Source organism: Bacillus sp. SA1-12 (genome assembly GCF_000981385.1).
In the GTDB taxonomy this organism is placed as follows: domain Bacteria; phylum Bacillota; class Bacilli; order Bacillales; family Bacillaceae; genus Metabacillus.
On sequence record NZ_LATZ01000007.1, the window covers coordinates 134,144 to 154,918 of the forward strand.

Genomic DNA, 20,775 nt, shown 5'->3' on the forward strand with positions numbered 1-20,775 from the left:
CTTCAGCATTTCAGATTAGGAGGGCTTTTCATGAACAAGAAGTCAGTAAAAGACATTGATGTTAAAGGGAAAGTCGTCTTTTGTCGTGTTGATTTCAACGTACCGATGAAGGATGGACAAGTTACAGATGACACACGGATCCGCGCTGCTTTGCCAACGATTCAGTATCTTACTGAACAAGGTGCAAAGGTTGTTTTGGCTAGCCATTTAGGCCGTCCAAAAGGACAAGTGGTGGAAGAGCTTCGCTTAAATGCAGTTGCTGAAAGACTACAAGAGCTATTTGGCAAAAATGTTGTCAAAACAGATGAAGCTTACGGTGAAACAGTGAAAGCTGAAATTGCTAAATTAGAAGAAGGCGGCGTTTTATTATTAGAAAATGTGCGCTTCTATCCAGGCGAAGAAAAGAACGATCCAGAATTAGCGAAGGCTTTTGCAGCATTAGCTGATGTTTATGTAAATGACGCATTTGGTGCAGCACACCGTGCCCATGCATCAACTGAAGGTATTGCAAAGCATATACCAGCTGTTGCAGGCTTCTTAATGGAAAAAGAGCTTGAAGTATTAGGAAAAGCTCTATCAAATCCTGATCGTCCATTTACAGCTATTATCGGTGGTGCAAAGGTTAAAGATAAAATCGGTGTTATCCAAAATCTGCTTGATAAAGTGGACAACCTGATTATCGGCGGAGGATTGGCTTATACATTTATTAAAGCATTAGGTCATGATGTCGGTAAGTCACTTTTAGAAGAAGATAAGATTGATTTAGCAAAATCTTTCCTTGATCAAGCGAAAGAAAAAGGCGTTAATTTCTATATGCCGGTTGATGTTGTTGTAGCAGATGATTTCTCAAATGACGCAAATACTCAAGTCGTTTCAATCGACAGCATTCCAAGCGATTGGGAAGGTCTTGATGCAGGTCCGAAAACACGCGAAATTTATGCGGATGTTATTAAAAAATCCAAATTAGTTATTTGGAACGGACCAATGGGTGTATTTGAATTAGATGCGTTTGCTAATGGTACAAGAGCAGTAGCAGAAGCACTTGCTGAAGCAAATGATACATATTCGGTCATTGGAGGAGGAGATTCGGCTGCAGCTGTAGAAAAGTTTGACTTGGCTGATAAAATGAGCCATATATCTACAGGCGGCGGAGCTTCTCTAGAATTTATGGAAGGTAAAGAACTTCCAGGCGTTGTAGCATTGAATGACAAATAATAACATACAAAAATAATGGTGAAATACGTTCAAGATTTGTCGCGACATCTTGATTGCTTTTTTACGCATTTTTGTATGCCATAAGGACGGTGTAAACATGAGAAAACCAATTATCGCAGGTAACTGGAAAATGAATAAGGTTTCCTCTGAAGCAAGAAGCTTTGTTGAGGAAGTAAAAGGTTTAGTACCTAACGCAGAAAAAGTTGACTCAGTAGTTTGTGCTCCAGCTCTATTTTTAGAAAGCCTAGTTAACTTAACTGAAGGCAGTGAGCTAAAAGTAGGTGCACAAAACATGCACTTTGAAGAAAGCGGAGCATTTACTGGAGAAGTTAGCCCAGTAGCACTTAAAGATTTAGGTGTAAGCTACGTGATTCTAGGTCACTCTGAAAGAAGAGAAATGTTTGCTGAAACAGATGAGTCAGTTAACAAAAAGACATTAGCTGCATTCAAGCATCGCTTAACTCCAATTGTTTGCTGCGGTGAAACATTGGAAGAACGTGAAGCTGGCAAAACAAACGATCTTGTTGGAGATCAAGTGAAAAAAGCTTTAGAAGGTTTATCAGAAGACCAAGTAAAACAAACGGTTATTGCATATGAGCCAATCTGGGCAATTGGAACAGGTAAATCTTCATCTGCTCAAGATGCAAACGAAGTTTGTGCTCATATCCGCCAAGTAGTGGCAGAGCAATTCTCACAAGATGCTGCACAAGCGGTTCGTATTCAATATGGCGGCAGCGTTAAGCCTGAGAATATTAAAGAATATATGGCACAATCTGATATCGATGGTGCATTAGTAGGCGGAGCAAGCCTTGAACCACAATCCTTCCTTCAGCTTCTGGAGGCAAGTAACAATGAGTAAAGCACCTGTTGCATTAATTATTCTTGACGGATTTGCTTGCCGTGAAGAAACAAAGGGAAATGCAGTAGCCCAATCTAAAAAGCCAAACTTCGACCGTTTCTGGAACCAATATCCACATTCAACCTTGATTGCTTCGGGTGAGGCTGTCGGTCTTCCAGAAGGGCAAATGGGTAACTCTGAAGTAGGTCATTTAAATATTGGTGCTGGACGTATTGTTTACCAAAGCTTAACACGTGTAAATGTAGCGATTCGTGAAGGGGAATTTGAAAAAAATGAAACGTTCACTGCTGCGCTTAACCATGTAAAGCAAAATGGAACAAATTTGCATCTTTTTGGTCTTTTATCTGACGGCGGAGTTCACAGCCATATTCATCATTTATATGCGCTTTTAAGACTTGCCGCAAAAGAAGGCGTTAAAAATGTGTACATCCATGGCTTCCTTGATGGACGTGATGTTGGTCCGCAAACAGCTAAAACATACTTAAATGAATTGCAAGAAAAATTCACAGAATACGGTGTTGGGGAAATTGCGACATTATCTGGACGCTACTACTCAATGGACCGTGATAAGCGTTGGGACCGTGTTGAAAAATCCTACCGTTCCATGGTATATGGAGAAGGACCAACCTACAGCACACCAATGCAATGTATTGAAGATTCGTATAACAACGGAATCTTTGATGAGTTCGTGCTTCCATCTGTGATCACTAAAGAGGACGGTTCGCCAGTTGCAACGATTAAGGACAACGATGCGGTTATTTTCTATAATTTCCGTCCAGACCGTGCGATTCAAATTTCAAATACCTTCACAAATGAGGATTTTCGTTCATTTGATCGAGGTGAAAAGCATCCAAAGAACTTGCACTTTGTCTGCTTAACACATTTTAGTGAAACAGTTGACGGATATGTTGCATTTAAGCCAACAAACCTAGATAATACAATTGGTGAAGTATTATCGCAAAACAATTTAAAACAGCTTCGCATTGCGGAAACAGAAAAGTATCCTCATGTTACCTTCTTTATGAGCGGCGGACGTGAAGAGAAGTTTCCTGGCGAAGAACGCCTTTTAATTGATTCACCAAAGGTTGCAACTTATGACCTTAAGCCTGAAATGAGTGCATACGAAGTGACGGACGCGTTGCTTGCCGAAATTGAGGCTGACAAATTTGATGCAATCATCTTAAACTTTGCCAACCCGGATATGGTTGGACATTCCGGTATGCTTGAGCCTACCATTAAAGCAATTGAAACAGTTGATGAGTGTTTAGGAAAAGTGGTTGACGCGATCATCGCAAAAGGCGGAAAAGCGATCATCACAGCTGACCATGGAAATTCTGATGAGGTTGTAACCTTAGAAGGCCAGCCAATGACTGCTCATACAACAAATCCAGTTCCGGTTATTATAACTGAAAACGGCATTACTCTCCGCGAAGGCGGAATCTTAGGAGACCTGGCACCAACTATGCTGGACCTTCTAAAAGTCGAAAAACCAGCCGAAATGACAGGCACTTCACTAATTCAAAAATAATTGTTTAAAAAAGGCAATCGGTAATCGCCTATTGCATCAAATCCGGTCTCTTGCCTCGACATCAAAATGAAAATTGGAGTACAGGGCAAGAGTAAAATTCAAACAAAAATTTCTTATTGAAAAGGAGACGAATTAAATGCCATACATTGTAGACGTATATGCACGCGAAGTATTAGACTCACGCGGAAATCCAACAATTGAAGTAGAAGTACACACAGAATCAGGTGCGTTTGGACGCGCAATGGTACCAAGTGGTGCTTCAACTGGTGAATACGAAGCAGTTGAGCTTCGTGATGGTGATAAAGAGCGTTATTTAGGAAAAGGTGTTTTAACAGCTGTTAAAAACGTAAATGAATTAATCGCTCCAGAATTACTAGGTTTCGAAGTAACTGAGCAAGTTGCGATTGACCAAGCTTTAATCGAACTAGATGGAACAGAAAACAAAGGTAAATTAGGTGCGAACGCGATCCTTGGCGTATCCATGGCTGTAGCTCGTGCGGCTGCTGACTACCTTCAAGTACCTTTATACCAATACCTTGGCGGATTCAGTGCGAAAACATTACCAGTACCAATGATGAACATCGTTAACGGTGGTGAGCACGCTGATAACAATGTTGATATTCAAGAATTCATGGTTATGCCTGTAGGTGCTGAAAACTTCCGTGAAGCACTTCGCATGGGAGCAGAAATCTTCCATAGCTTAAAATCAGTTCTTCATGGTAAAGGTCTTAACACTGCTGTAGGTGATGAAGGTGGATTCGCTCCAAACTTAGGTTCAAACGAAGAAGCTCTTCAAACAATTATCGAAGCAATCGAAAAAGCTGGTTACAAACCAGGTGAGCAAGTAATGCTTGCTATGGATGCTGCTTCTTCTGAGTTCTACAACAAAGAAGACGGTAAATACCATCTTTCAGGTGAAGGTGTTGTTAAAACATCTGCTGAAATGGTTGACTGGTATGAAGAAATGTCTTCTAAATACCCAATCATCTCAATCGAAGATGGTTTAGATGAAAACGACTGGGAAGGTCATAAATTATTAACTGAGCGTCTTGGCGGTAAAGTTCAACTTGTTGGTGATGATTTATTCGTTACAAACACGAAGAAGCTAGCTGAAGGTATCGAAAAAGGAATTGGTAACTCAATCCTTATCAAAGTGAACCAAATCGGTACGTTAACTGAAACATTTGAAGCAATCGAAATGGCGAAACGCGCTGGTTACACTGCAGTAATTTCCCATCGTTCTGGTGAAACAGAAGATACTACAATTGCTGACATCGCTGTAGCAACTAACGCTGGCCAAATCAAAACTGGTGCTCCATCACGTACAGACCGTGTAGCAAAATACAACCAGCTTCTTCGCATCGAAGATCAACTTCAAGATGCTGCAAAATATGATGGAATTAAAACATTCTACAACTTAAAGAAATAAGGTATAAACGAAAGAGGAACTGCCCTGAGATAGGGTGGTTCCTCTTTGTATTTATTGAAGTTTTGGGAATTGGCGATGACTCTCTCATACTTTTTTAGAATATCGTCCTTGGTAAGCAGACAGGGAGCCGTTGGTTATAAATTCAATTCACTGATAAAATTGAAAACCCGCTAAAAACCGTTCATATAAAAGGAATTCACCGAAAAAATCGGAAACTCGCTGATAAAGATGCAAATACCGCCGAAAAAATTAGAAACTCTCTAATGTATGTTTCCATTTTGGAAGACCAATAATGGATCTAATTAGTATTTAGTAAAACTAGAACTATGAAAACTCGTATTGTGAAGATCATCCAATTATGGTACAGTTAATGTATCTATTTGTGCGCATATCAGGAGGTGTCATTTCATGCATACAGCATTAATTATCCTACTTGTTTTAGTATCAATCGCGTTAATCACTGTTGTTTTATTACAATCCGGTAAAAGCGCAGGTTTATCAGGTGCAATTTCTGGCGGTGCCGAGCAGCTTTTTGGAAAGCAAAAGGCACGCGGACTTGATTTAATTCTGCACCGAGCAACAATTGTGTTATCCGTTCTATTTTTTATTTTGACAATCTTGGTAGCATATATAGTTGAGTAATGGTAAGCAAAGGGTCTGGATTCAGGCTCTTTTTTTAGTAGGATCAAACAGAACACTACATTCGGGTGTCTGGCCTCAACGCCTGGCTCCTCGAGTCATAATCCAATCCTGGCTGAAAAGAAACGCCATTCCTGCAGGCTTGTCTTATACTTGTCGGAGCTTAGAAAGGCGCTTCCGATTTTCTTCTAAGCAAACAGTTTGGTAATCCATTCAAGGATTGTTTAAATAAAAGAGTCTACCTAAAATGGTCAGTACTATAGCAAAATATTTAGGTTAAACTAACAAAAAGAACTTGTCGTTAAAAAGGAGTTACTAAGAATGAAAATAGTATTACCAAAGCCATTTACTTTTGAAGGCGGAGATAAAGCCGTTTTATTATTACATGGATTTACCGGAAATACCGCAGACGTGCGGATGCTTGCACGTTTCCTAAGTGAAAGAGGGTATACATGTCATGCACCTCAATATAAAGGACATGGCGTTCCTCCTGAGGAGCTTGTTCATACTGGTCCGGATGATTGGTGGCAGGATGTCCAGCGTGGCTATGAGCACTTAAAAAACATGGGTTTTGAAGATATTGCGGTTGGGGGATTATCGCTGGGCGGAGTGTTTTCGCTTAAATTAGGTTACACTGTACCTGTAAAGGGTATTGTCACCATGTGTGCCCCAATGTACATAAAAAGTGAAGAGGTTATGTATCAAGGGATTCTTGACTATGCTAGAAATTATAAGAAGTTTGAGGGAAAAGGACCTGAGGAAATTGAAAAGGAAATGGCGGAGTTTGAGAAGACACCGATGAATACGTTAAAAGCCTTGCAGGATCTTATCGCAGATGTTCGGAACAATGTTGATATGATTTATTCTCCAACATTTGTCGCACAAGCAAGACATGATCACATGATCAACGCAGATAGTGCGAATATTATTTATAACGAGGTAGAAAATGATCACAAGAAAATAAAATGGTATGAGGAGTCAGGTCATGTTATTACGCTGGATAAGGAGCGTGATCAACTGCACGAAGATGTCTACCAATTTTTAGAGAGCCTTAATTGGTAAAAAGGAGGATGTTAGATGGAGCAAGAAATTCAAGTACATATTGATAAGCTGCTTGCTTTCATGAAGGAAGAGGCTTACAAGCCGCTTACAGTTCAAGAGCTTGAAGAAGCCTTTGGAATAGAGGATTCAACTGAATTTAAAGATTTTGTAAAAGCTTTGGTCGCTATGGAGGATCAGGGGCTGATTGTAAGAACACGGAGCAATCGATATGGCTTGCCGGAAAAAATGAATTTAATAAAAGGAAAGCTGATTGGTCATGCAAAGGGTTTTGCATTTGTTGATCCAGAGGATGCAAGCTTAGACGATGTATTCATCCCGCCTACCGAGCTTAAAACAGCGATGCACGGGGATATTGTTTTAGTTCGCGTTAGCCCAAAATCGTCCGGCACAAGGCAGGAAGGTACGATCATACGGATTTTAGACCGAGGTGTGAAAGAGGTCGTCGGAACCTATACAGAAAGCAAAAATTTTGGTTTTGTCATTCCAGACGATAAAAAAATCGCTAACGATATTTTCATTCCGAAAAATGCGTCCAACGGGGCAATTGAGGGCCATAAGGTTGTTGTTAAGCTTACGACTTATCCTGAAGGCCGTATGAGTGCTGAAGGGGAAGTTGTGACGATTTTAGGGCATAAAAATGATCCAGGTGTCGACATTTTATCTGTGATCCATAAGCATGGACTGCCAGGTCCGTTTCCTGAAGAGGCACTTAGACAAGCAAATGATGTGCCTGATTCGATTAACGAAGAGGATATAAAGGACCGTCGTGACCTGCGAAATGAAACCATTGTAACCATTGATGGAGCAGATGCAAAGGACTTAGATGATGCGGTTACCGTGCAAAAACTAGAGAATGGAAACTACAAGCTTGGCGTCCATATTGCTGATGTCAGCCATTATGTAACAGAGCAATCGCCAATTGACCGTGAAGCGTTGGACAGGGGGACAAGTGTCTATCTTGTAGACCGGGTGATTCCGATGATACCGCATCGGCTTTCAAATGGGATCTGTTCTTTAAATCCGAAAGTGGACAGATTAACACTGTCCTGTGAAATGGAAGTGGATGAATCCGGCACTGTCGTGAAGCATGAAATTTTCCAAAGTGTAATTAAAACAACAGAGCGGATGACTTATTCAGATGTGAATAAAATCCTTGAAGACCGTGATGAAAAGCTGATCCAAAAATATAACGAGCTTGTGCCAATGTTCGAGCTGATGGGCGAGCTTGCGCAAATTTTGCGGACAAAACGAATGAACCGCGGCGCGATTGACTTTGATTTTAAAGAAGCAAAAGTACTTGTCGATAAAGAGGGGAACCCGACGGAGGTTGTGCTGCGCGAGCGTTCTGTAGCAGAACGCTTAATTGAGGAGTTCATGCTTCTTGCAAATGAAACGGTAGCTGAGCACTTCCACTGGATGAATGTTCCGTTTATTTATCGTATCCATGAGGATCCAAACGCTGAAAAGCTGCAGCGATTCTTAGAGTTCATTACGAACTTCGGGTATACGGTTAAAGGAAAGTCAAACGAAATTCACCCGCGTGCCCTGCAAAGTATTTTAGAAGAAGTACAGGGGACACCAGAGGAAACGGTTATTTCTACAGTCATGCTTCGCTCCATGAAGCAAGCAAAATATGACCCGGAAAGCCTCGGGCACTTTGGATTAGCAACAGAATATTATACACATTTCACTTCACCAATCCGCCGTTATCCGGATTTGATTGTACACCGACTAATCAGAACCTATTTAATAGAAGGCAAGGTTAATGAAGAAACGCGTACCAAATGGGCAGAAAGCTTGCCAGTTATTGCTGAGCAGTCTTCCAATATGGAGCGCAGAGCGGTTGAAGCAGAGCGTGAAACAGATGAATTGAAAAAGGCTGAATACATGCTTGATAAAATTGGTGAAGAATATGACGGAATTATTAGCTCTGTCACTAACTTTGGAATGTTTGTCGAGCTGCCAAATACAATTGAAGGTCTTGTTCATGTCAGCTATATGACAGATGATTATTACCGCTATGATGAACGTCATTATGCGATGATCGGCGAGCGTACAGGCAATGTTTACCGGATTGGCGATGAAATTACTGTCCGTGTTGTAAATGTCAATAAAGAAGAACGCTCCATTGACTTTGAGATTGTCGGCATGAAGGGAACAAGAAGACGACCGGCCAAGGAAACGCCGAAGATAATATTAACTGGTCAGAGCCGAAAAAAATCAGACAAGAAGAATGACCAAGGCAAACGAGATGGTGACGAGGAATGGTCAACACGTCCGCCGCGGAAGAAGAAGAAAAAGCATTATGAAAATGCACCAAAAGCAAAGCGGAAAAAGAAGAAAAAACGATGACTTTAAACAGCGAGGGGCTGGCACACTCTTTGTGTCTGGCCCTCGTTTCTTTATATATTGGACGAACTATAAAAGTTGCAAAATTACCGAAGAAAGCTGCAAAATAAATGGCTAAAGTTGCAAGATTAACAAGAAAAGCTGCAAAAAAATAGCTAAAAGTTGCAAAATAAACAATTGAACTTGTTAGAAAATGAACAATCAGCTGCAAATATAAAGAAGAAGCAGGCCAGCCTCACTTGTTTTATCGTTCAAATACGCATAATTATTGAGAAGAAGTCCAATTTTTGCTAAAATAGAAGTTATCTCTACACGTAATAGCAATTGAAGGGAGGCTAATGCAATGCCAAAAGGAATGGGAAAAACAGTCGCTCAAAACAAAAAAGCAAATCATGATTACACAATTGAAGAAACATATGAAGCAGGCATTGTCCTTCAAGGTACTGAAATCAAATCGGTTCGAAATGGCCGTGTCCAATTAAAGGATTCCTTCGCTCGTGTTGAACGCGGTGAAGTATTCTTGCACAATATGCATATTAGTCCATACGAACAGGGAAACCGATACAACCACGATCCGCTGCGGACAAGAAAGCTCCTTTTGCATAAGCGGGAAATCGTTAAACTGATTGGGGCTGCAAAAGAGGAAGGCTACGCCCTTGTACCCTTGAAAATGTATTTAAAAAATGGCTATGCCAAAGTTTTAATTGGTCTTGGAAAGGGTAAAAAGAAATATGATAAGCGTGAGGATCTGAAGAAAAAAGAAGCGAAACGTGACATTGAACGCGCCTTTAGAGAACGCCAAAAGATCTAACAGGTAAAACCTTACAATTGCAATCTCGTCCAATTTTGTTATAATAGATTTTGTAAGACATCACAACACAATTTCATAAGCAATTAAGCTTATCTTCCCGTATTCCCAAAGATGGCATATACGGCTTATCATGGGGACGTTACGGATTCGACAGGGGTAGATCGAGCTTAGGTTGCGGGCCGAAGGGATCGTCTTCGTTAAAACGTCACGCCAATAATAACTGGCAAAACTAACAATAACTTAGCTGTAGCAGCTTAATAACTGCTTAGCTGTTCCTCCCTCCATCGTCCATGTGGTAGGGTAAGGGACTCACTCTTAGTGGACTACGCCTAATTCCTCCGTCTGGGGATGATGGAAGAGACCAATCAGACTAGCTGCTCTGACGCCTGTCGATAGGCATAGGAGTTAGCGAAGCCGCAAATATATCGACTACGCTCGTAGATGCTTAAGTGGCGATATTTCTGGACGTGGGTTCGATTAATTATTAGTCGCCTTATGTGGCAACACATAAGTGAAAATTCGGCTTTATCGGTGAAACCTAAGTCACAGATAACTGTGATAAGGCAATGCCGAGCGGTATGTGGAGCAATCCAACAGCCGTGTATCGACTTATAGGCTGCCATCACTCGTGGTAGTACTAGGATACGAAAAATCTGCCTAAGCTTATAGGTAAATCTACTTTTCGTATAAGACGCCGAAGGACCTGACAAGCAGGTTCAAGATATAGTCAGTGCCATGACGAAAGCATGGAATAGCACGTCCCACCGTCTCCACCAAATACATAATTTGGTGGTTTTTGTTTTTTTAAGGCTTTTTTCATAAGTATGCTGCTTTTATATGTCTTTTCTTCTCTTATGATCATTAAATGTTAAAAAATGACTCCTCAAAAAATAGTTTCTTCTTTAATTGTTCTTTATTGTATTTTCCATTCCTTAGTGTCACTTTTTAGTAAAGCTTAAGTATCCAAAAGGCACGATTTCTCTTCTTGTCCACTCTTAAATAATGAGTAATATAATTTAACAGTAATAAAACATCATCTTTTTTCTTTATGTATAAAGTATAAGAATCCTTATGCTTTTCAGGATTATAATTCTTTTTATTAATTATGGACCCTCCAGTTAAGGTTTGGACATAGGTTAATAGTTCTTTGTCAGTTGATGCAATTGAAATACATGGGCGACGATGTTCACTTTCATGCATTCTAGTTAATGTGATTGAGCCTTCTCCATCTATAATTCCAGCTATATAAGCGGCTTCCCAAGCCTCCATTTTATTATCCTCCTTGAGAATAAGAAAATATTTTTATCAAATGAACTTAGAATATATGTTCTATAAATTTATTTTAAATAATAAGATTATTATTTTCAATTTAAAAGTTATACATTTTTTCACTATTAAAGAGCAAAAGCATAGCATTCAAAAAACCTCACTTATAAAAAGGTGAGGTTTTTTAAAAGGGTCCTAAATAAATCTAAAGATAAATGTCCCATCAGCATCACTATAAACAGGGACAAACCCCCATTTCCTAAAAACCTTGAAAGCAGGGTTAGAACTTAATACATATCCGGAAACACCTGTCATTCCTTGACTTTTTATATAATTTATTACACGGGGCATCATCGTTTTTGCAACTCCTCTACCACGGTATTGTTTGTCAAGAACTGCATACTGGACATGGCAAATGTTGCGAAGGGTTCTGTTATAACAAATAAATCCCATTATATTGTTTTGTTTATCGCAAACAACCAATGTTTTATCTGATTTTCTAATGACTTGTCTAATGACACTACTATCTACATGAAATGCTTTTCTTGCAATAGAAATTAAATGTTGATCATCTCGAATAGGAACTCTCTCTCTAATATAAATTGTATTCACCTTCATTTCTTTTAATCTATTTCATATTTAAGATATGAATTCTATAATAAATGGTTTGTACATTAGCTCAATTCTAGAAGTAAATAGGACTTAAATAGATTTAATATCAGAAGAAATGATAACTAGTTAGTGATGGCTTGATTGCTGTTATGATGGGGAGTATTCGTGGTTAATAATTAAGTCTCATGTAAAGTAATAGTGTGCGTTTTAGAAGAAGGAGAATCCCATTGTTAAAGAGTATTTATAAGAGGACAAATTATGGCAAAAGGGATGAGAGCTTTGATAAAACTTAAAATGTATAATGATCTTTCACTATTTAAAAAAGATGTGATGTCATTTTTACAACAAAATGAGGCTGAAAATAATTTACCATTAGGGGTCTTGCATACTTTAAGTGAAATAGATGAACTGCCAATTTTAATGGCTGCAGTTATGAAAGACAACGATATAGTATTGACTTTACTTCAAACACAGCCCCGTCAAATTATTCTATCAAAGGCTGTGTCTTTGACAACTAAAGATATACGCGAAATCGGTGATAAATTGAATGACACATTTCAAGAAATACCTGGCCTTATAGGGGAAAAGAATTTCACGTTGGAATTGGCCGGACATCTTGCCAAAATTAGAGGGGAACAAGCACGTGTTCAAATGGATCAAAGAATCTATAAGCTTGAGCAAGTTAGGAGAAAAGCAACGGCAAAAGGAAAACTCCGAAAAATTGAAGAAAAAGAAAACCATAAGATCACAGAGTGGGTATATGAGTTTTGCAAGGAAATTAACCTGCCTATTAGCCATGAGGAGGCAGATAAAAAAGCAAAAGTTATGATTGATAAAGGAAGTGCAATGGGGTGGGAAGTGAATGGAGAGTTGGTTTCAATGGCTAATGCTACCCGTCCGGCCAAAACTAATATAACTATTAACTATGTTTACACGCCAATGAATGAAAGAAAAAAGGGATATGCCTCTGATTGTGTGTCAGCTCTCACTCAATTAATGCTAGATAATGGTTATAAAACAACGAGTTTATACACAGATCTTAGAAATCCTACTTCCAATAAGATTTACATGGAAATTGGCTATGAAGCAGTAATGGATTCAATTGTTATTGTTTTTAATTAAGTTAGGCACACTTTGGAGGAATGAAATTTTATGAACCTGCCGTATTTTCGAACTGCAAGCAGTTGCCTACATAACAATGTAATAGAGATACTTGAAACCTTATTGGACGGTATTCACGAATTATTAAAAGAAGATGTCATTGGTGTTTATCTGCGTGGTTCACTCGCATTAGGTGATTTTGACCCGGAAACAAGTGACATAGATTATTTAGCGGTCATGAAAAATGCAATGACAGATGAAAGATTTACATTACTTAAAGGCTTTCATTCTCAACTTGCAAATTTGCATAATCCATATGCTAAACATTTAGAGGGGGCCTACATTGATCTTAATTCACTGAAGCGTTTCCAGACGGGAAAATATCATCCGACGATCTATAGAGGTGAGGATCTGAAGTGGAGTGAACATCATATGAACTGGATAATAGAACGCTGGACTATTCGCGAGCATGGAATTACCCTCATTGGTCCAGATCCTAAAAAACTCATTGACCGAATTTCAGTGGAGGAAATTCAGTCTGCCGTCTTAGAGCGTTTGCGTGATTGGGTAAATTGGGCAAATCAGTCAGATGATCCTGAATGGCATCTTCCTCTTAGTCATAAAGCGTATGTAGTTGAAACAATGTGTCGAATCATGTTTACATTAAGCTGTGGAAATATATGCAGTAAAAAACATGCAGTTGTTTGGGCACTTGAAATCTTTCCTGAGCCATGGCGTTCCTTGGTTGAAAAGTCAATGGCCTGGCGTACGAAACATATGACTTCACCAGATGCAGATACAATATCCAAGGTTATGAGTTTCGTGCATTGGGTTGCTTTTAAGGCAGGGCTCTAAAATGCTTGTCCCACAAAGAAAAAGCGGTGACAACTACCGCTTTTTGTTTCATTAAAAAACCAAGATTTCATCAGTGACTAATTTTTTTTCTGATTTGTTTATTGATATTATGACTGATAGTTATGCTGTTCCTCAATCTTTCCGTCATCGCCATGGATAATGGCCATCGTACCCGCTTCTTCTGCCATTCGTTTAGCTTCCTTCACTGCTTTGGACTTTGAGCCCGTCGTATAATCAGGCTTGTCCTCACCTTCTGTTTTCACAGCCCAACCTTCCTCGTCATGAGGCACAACATGAAATCTTGCTTCGTCTGTCCCAGCTCTGTCTTTAAAATATTGTTCACGTTCACTATTTTCTCCATTGGCATTATTTTTATCGTTCTTTGACATGTGAATCACTCCTTTTTTATTGATTGCACTATCACTTTACCCGAACCATCAGCATCAAAACATTGAAACTCCCGAAATCTGCTATTGCTCTCTGAAAGAAAGCCAGTAACATATCAGCGGTTTTCTGCTTGAATGCAGCTTTACCCAATCTCCTTTAGGGCAGCAGAGATATACTGCTGCATGGTTACAATAGATTCGTTAAAAAAAAGAGTCCTTATGGAAAATGAAGAAATATTATAATGACATTTTAATCAGAACATTTGATATGAAAAGGAGAGAAACATGACACCCAATTCCCGAAATATATGCTCCTCTGCAAAATATTTTTAATAATATTCGCAGGTGTTTATTTATAAACGCATCTTTTTTATAACTAAAGCCATAATATTCGACAAAAAAATTGTTGAAAAGTTTTTAACAAGGTAGTAAAATGATCACGTAAACGTTTTCTCTGTTTTGAAAGTAGGTGGATTATGTCTTGTACCATCAAAGATGTTGCTAGGCATGCAAATGTGTCAATTGCAACTGTATCAAGAATCATAAATAATCAGGTTGGATATTCGGAAAAAACGAAGAAGAAGGTTCTTGATGCTATAGAAGAATTAGGTTATCAACCAAATGCTGTTGCTAGAGGTTTGATAAGTAAGCGCACACATACAATTGGGGTGCTTTTCCCTAAGCTATCAAGTACATTAGTAACAGACCTCTTAAGCGGTATAGAAAAAGCGACACATGAGGCTGGATCAAGTGTTATTGTTTGCCACACAGAATCAAATGGTGAGAAGACCATGAAATACTTGAAGCTATTAAATGAAAAGCGAATTGATGGGATTATCTTCACCAGTGCCCCTTTATTAGGCGAATACTATGACTATATAAAGAAAATGAATGTTCCTATGGTTCTGTTATCGACCGAAACATATGCTTATCCGGTCCCTTACGTAAAAGTAAATGACCGCCATGCAGCCTATACAGCTGCACAATTTTTGATTAATAAGGGCCATAAAAAAATCGGGATGCTATGCGGAAATATTGAAGATGCTATTTCCGGAAAACCAAGGTTTGATGGTTTTAAAAGCGCTTTACAAGATCACAGTATACCATTCGATAACAGTCATGTTGTATTTAATAGGGGCTTTACCTTTTCTGACGGAATGGACGGTTTAAGAACCTTATTACAACAAGTTCCAGACCTTACAGCAGTGTTTGCAGCAAGTGATGAAATGGCAATGGGAGCAATTTCTTCAGCTTATGAGCTGGGGATTAAGGTGCCTGATGATCTATCGATTATTGGCTATGATAACTTGAGTATTGCCAACATGTCGATTCCGCCGTTAACAACTGTTGCACAACCTTTAACAGAAATGGGAGAAATGGCTGCAAAAATGCTATTTGAGCTGCTAGATTCTGAAAAAACAGTTGAAAGCAGAATCATGCCGCATAAAATTGTTGAAAGGAAAAGTGTTATCGCAAAGGAGGGATAATCTTTTTTTGCCGTTTAACGTAAACGTTTACTCATATATTAAAAAAGCTGTGGGGATTTAACGGAAATATTTTTTTTAATACAATGAGTAAACGTTTACTCTATATCATTCATTAAATGTAAATGTTTGCACAACATAAAACGAACTTTTAGGGGGAACCAACAATGATAAAAAAAGTAACTGCAAGTATCCTGAGCCTTGCGATAGGAACTTCGATCTTAGCAGGATGTGGCGGAAATGAAGGCGGAGGTGCTGGTGGAAAGGTAACATTAGAGCTTTTCTCAAATAAAGCCGAAAGCATTGATACTTACAAAGGGATTATTGAAGAATTTGAAAAGCAAAATCCTGATATCGACATAAAACTTGATGCCCCTCCAGAGGCTGAAACGGTATTAAAAACAAGATTAACGAAAAATGACTTACCAGACATCATGTCAATTGGCGGTAATGCAACATATGGAGAATTAGGAAGAGCTGGAGTATTACATGATTTTTCTGATTCTGAATTAGTAAAGGGCATTCAACCTTCTTATGTTGATATGATTGGCCGCTTAGTTGGAGCGGAAGAAGAAGGGGTATTCGGCCTTCCATATACGACAAATGCGAACACGGTTATTTACAACAAGCAAAAGTTTGAGGAGCTAGGTTTAGAGGTTCCAAAAACTTGGGATGAGTTTCTTGCTGTTCTTGAAAAAGCGAAAGCAGCTGGAGAAATTCCGCTTTACTTCACTTTAAAAGATGCATGGACAGGAATGATTTCTTGGAACTCACTTGCAGCAAATATTGCTGGTGAGGATTTTGCGGAAAAGAAAAATGCCGGTGAAACGACATTTGTGAAGAGCTATGATGAAGTAGCTGATAAAATCCTAACCCTTACAAAGTACGGTCATAAAGACAATCTCGGTGTGGCATACGGTGATGGAAATAATGCGTTTGCGAGCGGGAAAGGTGTCATGTATATCCAAGGAAACTGGGCAATTCCTGAAATCCTAAAAGCCAACCCTGATATTGAATTAGGTACCTTTGCAATGCCGGTTACAAATGATCCTGCACAAAATAAGCTTGTCTCTGGTGTAGATGTTTTATTAGCGATAAATGAAGAAACAGAGCATAAGGAAGAAGCATTGAAATTCGTTGAATTTATGATGAACAATGAAACTTCGAAACGCTATATCGACGAACAAAAAGCATTCTCTGCTATTGAAGGTGTATTCCAAGAGGATCCTGTATTTGAAGGCATAAAAACAAACTTCGAAACAGGCGCGATTACAAGCTTCCCTGACCATTACTATCCATCAGGCATGGGTGCAGAAAACCTTGTACAAGAGTTTTTAATTAAACAGAAGAAAGAAGCTTTCTTAAAGAAATTAGATAGCGAATGGGAAAAAGTACAAAATCGTTAAAAAAAGAATAAGGGCATCACTTGTTGATGCCCGCATATTCTCTTAGCTCTAAATGTATAAGCCACTCCTTAATAAAAGGTTTGGAAGTGAGCTACCTTTTATTAAGGAGCGTCTTATGTGTGAGAGCTAAAAACTGCCTTATTACATGTATTTGATAAAGGAGAGGTAATGATGAAAAAGAAAAATTACGTGTATATGTTGATCGCAATTCCAGCGTTTGTCCTTTTCTTCATCTTCCATACATATCCTGCCCTTCAAGGGATTTTCTACAGCTTTACTGATTGGAAAGGATATGGGGATTGGAATTTTGTAGGATTGAAAAATTACTTCAATGTTTTTAAAGATGAACGTGCATTAGATGCATATGGCTTTACCTTTAAATTTGCGATTATCTCTACGATTCTCGTAAATATATTTAGTTTACTAGTAGCGATGGGGCTCAATGCGAAGATTAAATTTCAAAAGACTCTTCGTGCCATTTATTTTTTACCCTATATTTTAAGTATTTTAATAGTAGGCTTTATTTTCAACTTTATTTTCACTCATTTCCTTCCTGGAATTGGAGAGAGTTTAGGAATTGAATTTCTAGCGAAAAATATATTGGGAGATCCAAAACTAGCTTGGTTAGGAATCGTTCTCGTTGCGGTTTGGCAATCGGTTGCCTTTAATACGATTCTCTATCTAGCGGGTCTGGTAACAATTTCAGAAGATTTATATGAAGCGGCAAGTATTGATGGAGCTGGAGTTTGGAGAAAGTTCTGGAGTATTACTTTCCCGCTTATTGCCCCTTTCTTCACCATTAATATGGTTTTAGCTATGAAAAACTTTTTAATGGTATTTGATCAAATTATGGCGCTTACCGGCGGAGGTCCTGGAACGTCAACAGAATCGATTTCATTATTGATTTATCGCGGCGGTTTTGAAGGCGGAGAATTTGCGTATCAATCAGCAAATGCTGTTATTTACTTTGTTGTCATTGTCGTTATTTCAATCATCCAATTAAAATTCCTAGAGAAAAGAGAGGCGGAAAGCTAATGATTAACAAAAGAACAAACTGGCCTGTGACTACTCTCTTAATTATTGGTACATTACTCATCTTACTGCCTTTGTATTTAACCATAACGATTGCTTTTAAAACACCGAAGGAGATGGCCGGGAATTTATTAGCCCTGCCAAAATCCTGGTCGTTTGATAACTTTACACAAGCCATTGAGATGACAAATTTCTTTAATGCCCTTGGAAATACTGTGTTTGTAACCGTGTTTGTCGTCATTTTTACTGTGTTAACAAACTCGTTAGTGGCGTATGCGATCGCGCGAAATATGCACAAAAAAGCTTATAAATTCCTATTTTACTATTTTGTTAGTGCGATGTTTATTCCCTTCCCAATTATCATGCTGCCGATCGTTAAGCAAACTGCTGCATGGGGGATGGATAACCTGGTTGGTTTAATTATTTTATACGTTGTGTTCAATTTATCATTTAATACGTTTATTTATGTAGGATATATTCGCTCGATTCCAAAAGAGTTGGAAGAAGCAGCAATTATCGATGGAGCAAGCACATGGGGCGTTTTCTGGAAAGTAATTTTCCCATTATTAGCGCCAATGAATGCAACCGTCGCTATTATTACATGTTTAGGTGCATGGAACGACTTTATGCTTCCGCTCGTTATGCTAAGTGACAGGGAAATGGCAACATTGCCGTTAGTCCAGTACATTTTCCAATCCCAATTTAGTACTGACTATAATCTAGCATTTGCCTCCTATCTAATGGCGCTGGCACCAATGATTGTTGTCTATATCTTCGCACAAAAATGGATTATTAGCGGCGTAATGAAAGGTTCGATTAAGTAATAATAGGGGACAAAGTTTGGAGGACACTCCTCAAGTTGTTGGGAGTATCCTTCGAAAAAAGGAGTGTACGTTTTGGAAAAAGCATGGTGGAAAGAAAGTGTTATATATCAAATTTATCCGAGAAGTTTTAATGATAGCAATGGTGATGGGATTGGTGATTTAAAGGGGATTACCCAGAAGCTTGATTATTTAAAAGATCTGGGCATTGATGTGATTTGGCTTTCTCCTGTCTATAAGTCACCTAATGATGATAACGGATATGATATTAGTGATTACCAAGATATCATGGATGAGTTCGGTACAATGCAAGATTGGGAGGAACTTCTACATGAGGTTCACCAGCGCGGAATGAAGCTGATCATGGATTTGGTTGTCAATCATTCTTCAGATGAGCATGCTTGGTTTGTTGAATCAAAAACATCTAAAGATAATCCGTATCGTGATTACTATATTTGGCGTCCTGGAAAAGAAGGAGGTGAACCAAATAATTGGGAATCCGTCTTTAGCGGGTCTGCATGGCAGTATGATGAAGCAACAGATGAGTATTATTTGCATCTTTTTAGCAAAAAACAGCCTGACCTCAATTGGGAGAATGAGAAACTTCGTGATGAAGTGTACAAGATGATGACATGGTGGCTTGATAAAGGCATTGATGGGTTCCGTATGGATGTGATCAATTTTATCTCAAAAGTACCTGGACTCCCAGATGCTCCAAATCCTGAAGGGAAGAAATATGCTTCAGGAGGCCAATTTTTTATCAACGGACCGAGAATGCATGAATTTCTACAAGAAATGAATCAACAGGTGCTGTCAAAGTATGACATCATCACGGTTGGTGAAATGCCTGGGGCATCTGTTGATGATGCGAAGCTGTATACAGGGCATGACCGTGATGAATTAAACATGGTTTTCACCTTTGAACATATGGATCTTGATTCAGGTCCAAACGGAAAATGGGATTTAAAAGAGCTTAACTTACTTGATTTGAAAGAGAATATTTCTAAATGGCAAAATGGCCTTAACGGCGTAGGCTGGAACAGCTTGTACTTAAACAATCATGACCAACCGCGAATGGTTTCCCGATTTGGCAATGATAAAGAATACCGTGCTGAATCAGCCAAAATGCTCGCAACCTTTCTCCATATGCTGCAAGGAACACCATATGTGTATCAAGGCGAAGAAATTGGAATGACGAACGTCCGCTTTGATTCCATTGATGAGTATAAAGATATTGAGATCCTAAATATGTACAATGAAAAAGTGATCCAAGGGAATGAGGATCCAGCAAAGGTCATGCAGTCAATCTATGTAAAGGGCCGCGACAATGCCAGAACACCTTTTCAATGGGATGATAGCGAAAACGCAGGCTTTACAACTGGGGAGCCTTGGATAAAAGTAAATCCGAATTACAAAGAAATCAATGCAAAACAAGCTGTAAATGATCCGAATTCGATTTATCATTATTACAAAAGAATCATTGCATTACGGAAAGAACATGACATTATGGTCTATGGTGACTATGAATTAATCTCGCCTGAACATGAATCCATTTTTGCCTATACACGGACATACGGAAGTGAAAAGCTAATAGTCATAACAAATTTCAGCAGTGAACACGTTCCATTTACACTGCCGGAAAATTTGAAACTCACTTCTTCAGAGCTGCTTATAAGTAATTACAATGTTGATAAAAATGAAGATGTTTCCTCCTTTACTTTAAAGCCATATGAGGCAAGGGTCTATATTGGTAAATAGTAAGGAAAGTCGCAGACCAAGTCATTTGGTCTGCGACTTTTTTAAGTGCGCCCAGCATGGGTGTAATCTATAGGGTGAAAGTCCCGAACTGTGAAGACAGAAGTAACAGTTAGCCTAACACAAGGGTGTCTATGGTGACATGGAATCTGAAGGAAGTGAGCG

18 protein-coding genes and 1 other RNA gene are annotated in these 20,775 nt (G+C 38.9%); 16 read left to right on the forward strand and 3 right to left on the reverse strand.

Annotated elements, in window-relative coordinates; translation table 11 throughout:
* The first annotated feature begins 30 nt into the window (after nt 1-30).
* The 9 genes from pgk to ssrA all read left to right on the forward strand — a co-directional run bounded on the left by pgk (nt 31) and on the right by ssrA (nt 10,372).
* The gene (gene pgk / locus WQ54_RS07145) at nt 31-1,215 is read left to right on the forward strand and encodes a phosphoglycerate kinase (RefSeq protein WP_046514091.1); all 1,185 of its coding nucleotides are present in this window, start codon (nt 31-33) and stop codon (nt 1,213-1,215) included.
* A gap of 97 nt (nt 1,216-1,312) precedes the next feature.
* The gene (gene tpiA / locus WQ54_RS07150; RefSeq protein WP_046514094.1) at nt 1,313-2,074 is read left to right on the forward strand and encodes a triose-phosphate isomerase; all 762 of its coding nucleotides are present in this window, start codon (nt 1,313-1,315) and stop codon (nt 2,072-2,074) included.
* A complete protein-coding gene (gene gpmI, locus WQ54_RS07155) occupies nt 2,067-3,602 on the forward strand; it encodes a 2,3-bisphosphoglycerate-independent phosphoglycerate mutase (RefSeq protein ID WP_046514097.1) in 1,536 nt (511 codons plus the stop codon). Before tpiA ends, gpmI begins: the two co-directional genes overlap by 8 nt.
* 136 nt (nt 3,603-3,738) lie before the next feature.
* A complete protein-coding gene (gene eno, locus WQ54_RS07160) occupies nt 3,739-5,031 on the forward strand; it encodes a phosphopyruvate hydratase (protein ID WP_046514100.1) in 1,293 nt (430 codons plus the stop codon).
* Nucleotides 5,032-5,439: 408 nt separating this feature from the next.
* Nucleotides 5,440-5,673, forward strand: coding sequence for a preprotein translocase subunit SecG (gene secG, locus WQ54_RS07165; RefSeq protein ID WP_046514102.1), 234 nt, complete (start codon nt 5,440-5,442; stop codon nt 5,671-5,673).
* Between the two features lie 318 nt (nt 5,674-5,991).
* Nucleotides 5,992-6,732 carry a carboxylesterase gene (locus WQ54_RS07170; protein ID WP_046514105.1) on the forward strand — a complete coding sequence of 247 codons (741 nt, stop codon included), beginning with the start codon at nt 5,992-5,994 and terminating at the stop codon, nt 6,730-6,732.
* 15 nt (nt 6,733-6,747) lie between these two features.
* Nucleotides 6,748-9,084 carry a ribonuclease R gene (rnr, locus tag WQ54_RS07175; protein ID WP_046514107.1) on the forward strand — a complete coding sequence of 779 codons (2,337 nt, stop codon included), beginning with the start codon at nt 6,748-6,750 and terminating at the stop codon, nt 9,082-9,084.
* Between the two features lie 340 nt (nt 9,085-9,424).
* A complete protein-coding gene (gene smpB / locus WQ54_RS07180; RefSeq protein ID WP_046514110.1) occupies nt 9,425-9,892 on the forward strand; it encodes an SsrA-binding protein SmpB in 468 nt (155 codons plus the stop codon).
* 140 nt (nt 9,893-10,032) lie between these two features.
* Nucleotides 10,033-10,372, forward strand: a transfer-messenger RNA (tmRNA) gene (ssrA, locus tag WQ54_RS32470).
* 465 nt (nt 10,373-10,837) lie between these two features.
* Here ssrA and WQ54_RS07185 read toward each other — a convergent pair.
* Together WQ54_RS07185 and WQ54_RS07190 are read right to left on the reverse strand one after the other, a co-directional pair.
* Nucleotides 10,838-11,161: an LAGLIDADG family homing endonuclease gene (locus WQ54_RS07185; RefSeq protein WP_046514112.1), complete on the reverse strand. Its 324-nt coding sequence runs from the start codon at nt 11,159-11,161 to the stop codon at nt 10,838-10,840.
* A 192-nt stretch (nt 11,162-11,353) separates the two neighbouring features.
* Complete coding sequence (locus WQ54_RS07190; protein WP_046514114.1) at nt 11,354-11,776, reverse strand: GNAT family N-acetyltransferase; 423 nt, start codon at nt 11,774-11,776, stop codon at nt 11,354-11,356.
* A gap of 252 nt (nt 11,777-12,028) precedes the next feature.
* Between WQ54_RS07190 and WQ54_RS07195 the strand changes: the two genes are divergently transcribed.
* Complete coding sequence (locus WQ54_RS07195; protein ID WP_231597465.1) at nt 12,029-12,892, forward strand: GNAT family N-acetyltransferase; 864 nt, start codon at nt 12,029-12,031, stop codon at nt 12,890-12,892.
* A 30-nt stretch (nt 12,893-12,922) separates the two neighbouring features.
* Nucleotides 12,923-13,726 (forward strand): aminoglycoside adenylyltransferase domain-containing protein, encoded by an 804-nt coding sequence (locus WQ54_RS07200; RefSeq protein ID WP_046514117.1) that lies wholly within the window; start codon nt 12,923-12,925, stop codon nt 13,724-13,726.
* 107 nt (nt 13,727-13,833) lie between these two features.
* Here the strand turns inward: WQ54_RS07200 and WQ54_RS07205 are convergent, their stop codons facing one another.
* On the reverse strand, nt 13,834-14,115 hold the full coding sequence (locus WQ54_RS07205) for a DUF2188 domain-containing protein (RefSeq protein ID WP_046514119.1): 282 nt from the start codon (nt 14,113-14,115) through the stop codon (nt 13,834-13,836).
* A 473-nt stretch (nt 14,116-14,588) separates the two neighbouring features.
* Between WQ54_RS07205 and WQ54_RS07210 the strand changes: the two genes are divergently transcribed.
* The 5 genes from WQ54_RS07210 (at nt 14,589) to WQ54_RS07230 (ending at nt 20,613) form a co-directional block, all read left to right on the forward strand.
* The gene (locus tag WQ54_RS07210; protein WP_046514122.1) at nt 14,589-15,599 is read left to right on the forward strand and encodes a LacI family DNA-binding transcriptional regulator; all 1,011 of its coding nucleotides are present in this window, start codon (nt 14,589-14,591) and stop codon (nt 15,597-15,599) included.
* A 164-nt stretch (nt 15,600-15,763) separates the two neighbouring features.
* Nucleotides 15,764-17,002, forward strand: coding sequence for an ABC transporter substrate-binding protein (locus tag WQ54_RS07215; protein WP_046514124.1), 1,239 nt, complete (start codon nt 15,764-15,766; stop codon nt 17,000-17,002).
* 171 nt (nt 17,003-17,173) lie between these two features.
* A complete protein-coding gene (locus tag WQ54_RS07220; protein WP_046514127.1) occupies nt 17,174-18,037 on the forward strand; it encodes a carbohydrate ABC transporter permease in 864 nt (287 codons plus the stop codon).
* 2 nt (nt 18,038-18,039) lie between these two features.
* Nucleotides 18,040-18,858 carry a carbohydrate ABC transporter permease gene (locus tag WQ54_RS07225; RefSeq protein WP_046514181.1) on the forward strand — a complete coding sequence of 273 codons (819 nt, stop codon included), beginning with the start codon at nt 18,040-18,042 and terminating at the stop codon, nt 18,856-18,858.
* A 72-nt stretch (nt 18,859-18,930) separates the two neighbouring features.
* Complete coding sequence (locus tag WQ54_RS07230; protein WP_046514130.1) at nt 18,931-20,613, forward strand: alpha-glucosidase; 1,683 nt, start codon at nt 18,931-18,933, stop codon at nt 20,611-20,613.
* Nucleotides 20,614-20,775: the final 162 nt, after the last annotated feature.

Bases quoted from the DNA above. Each gene is read 5' to 3' on its own strand.
- WQ54_RS07210 (WP_046514122.1), top strand. From the start codon at position 14,589: ATGTCTTGTACCATCAAAGATGTTGCTAGGCATGCAAATGTGTCAATT.
- tpiA (WP_046514094.1), top strand. From the start codon at position 1,313: ATGAGAAAACCAATTATCGCAGGTAACTGGAAAATGAATAAGGTTTCC.
- WQ54_RS07220 (WP_046514127.1), top strand. From the start codon at position 17,174: ATGAAAAAGAAAAATTACGTGTATATGTTGATCGCAATTCCAGCGTTT.
- WQ54_RS07205 (WP_046514119.1), bottom strand. From the start codon at position 14,115: ATGTCAAAGAACGATAAAAATAATGCCAATGGAGAAAATAGTGAACGT.
- WQ54_RS07195 (WP_231597465.1), top strand. From the start codon at position 12,029: ATGGCAAAAGGGATGAGAGCTTTGATAAAACTTAAAATGTATAATGAT.
- WQ54_RS07170 (WP_046514105.1), top strand. From the start codon at position 5,992: ATGAAAATAGTATTACCAAAGCCATTTACTTTTGAAGGCGGAGATAAA.
- pgk (WP_046514091.1), top strand. From the start codon at position 31: ATGAACAAGAAGTCAGTAAAAGACATTGATGTTAAAGGGAAAGTCGTC.
- WQ54_RS07190 (WP_046514114.1), bottom strand. From the start codon at position 11,776: ATGAAGGTGAATACAATTTATATTAGAGAGAGAGTTCCTATTCGAGAT.
- WQ54_RS07215 (WP_046514124.1), top strand. From the start codon at position 15,764: ATGATAAAAAAAGTAACTGCAAGTATCCTGAGCCTTGCGATAGGAACT.
- gpmI (WP_046514097.1), top strand. From the start codon at position 2,067: ATGAGTAAAGCACCTGTTGCATTAATTATTCTTGACGGATTTGCTTGC.
- eno (WP_046514100.1), top strand. From the start codon at position 3,739: ATGCCATACATTGTAGACGTATATGCACGCGAAGTATTAGACTCACGC.
- rnr (WP_046514107.1), top strand. From the start codon at position 6,748: ATGGAGCAAGAAATTCAAGTACATATTGATAAGCTGCTTGCTTTCATG.
- WQ54_RS07185 (WP_046514112.1), bottom strand. From the start codon at position 11,161: ATGGAGGCTTGGGAAGCCGCTTATATAGCTGGAATTATAGATGGAGAA.
- secG (WP_046514102.1), top strand. From the start codon at position 5,440: ATGCATACAGCATTAATTATCCTACTTGTTTTAGTATCAATCGCGTTA.
- smpB (WP_046514110.1), top strand. From the start codon at position 9,425: ATGCCAAAAGGAATGGGAAAAACAGTCGCTCAAAACAAAAAAGCAAAT.
- WQ54_RS07200 (WP_046514117.1), top strand. From the start codon at position 12,923: ATGAACCTGCCGTATTTTCGAACTGCAAGCAGTTGCCTACATAACAAT.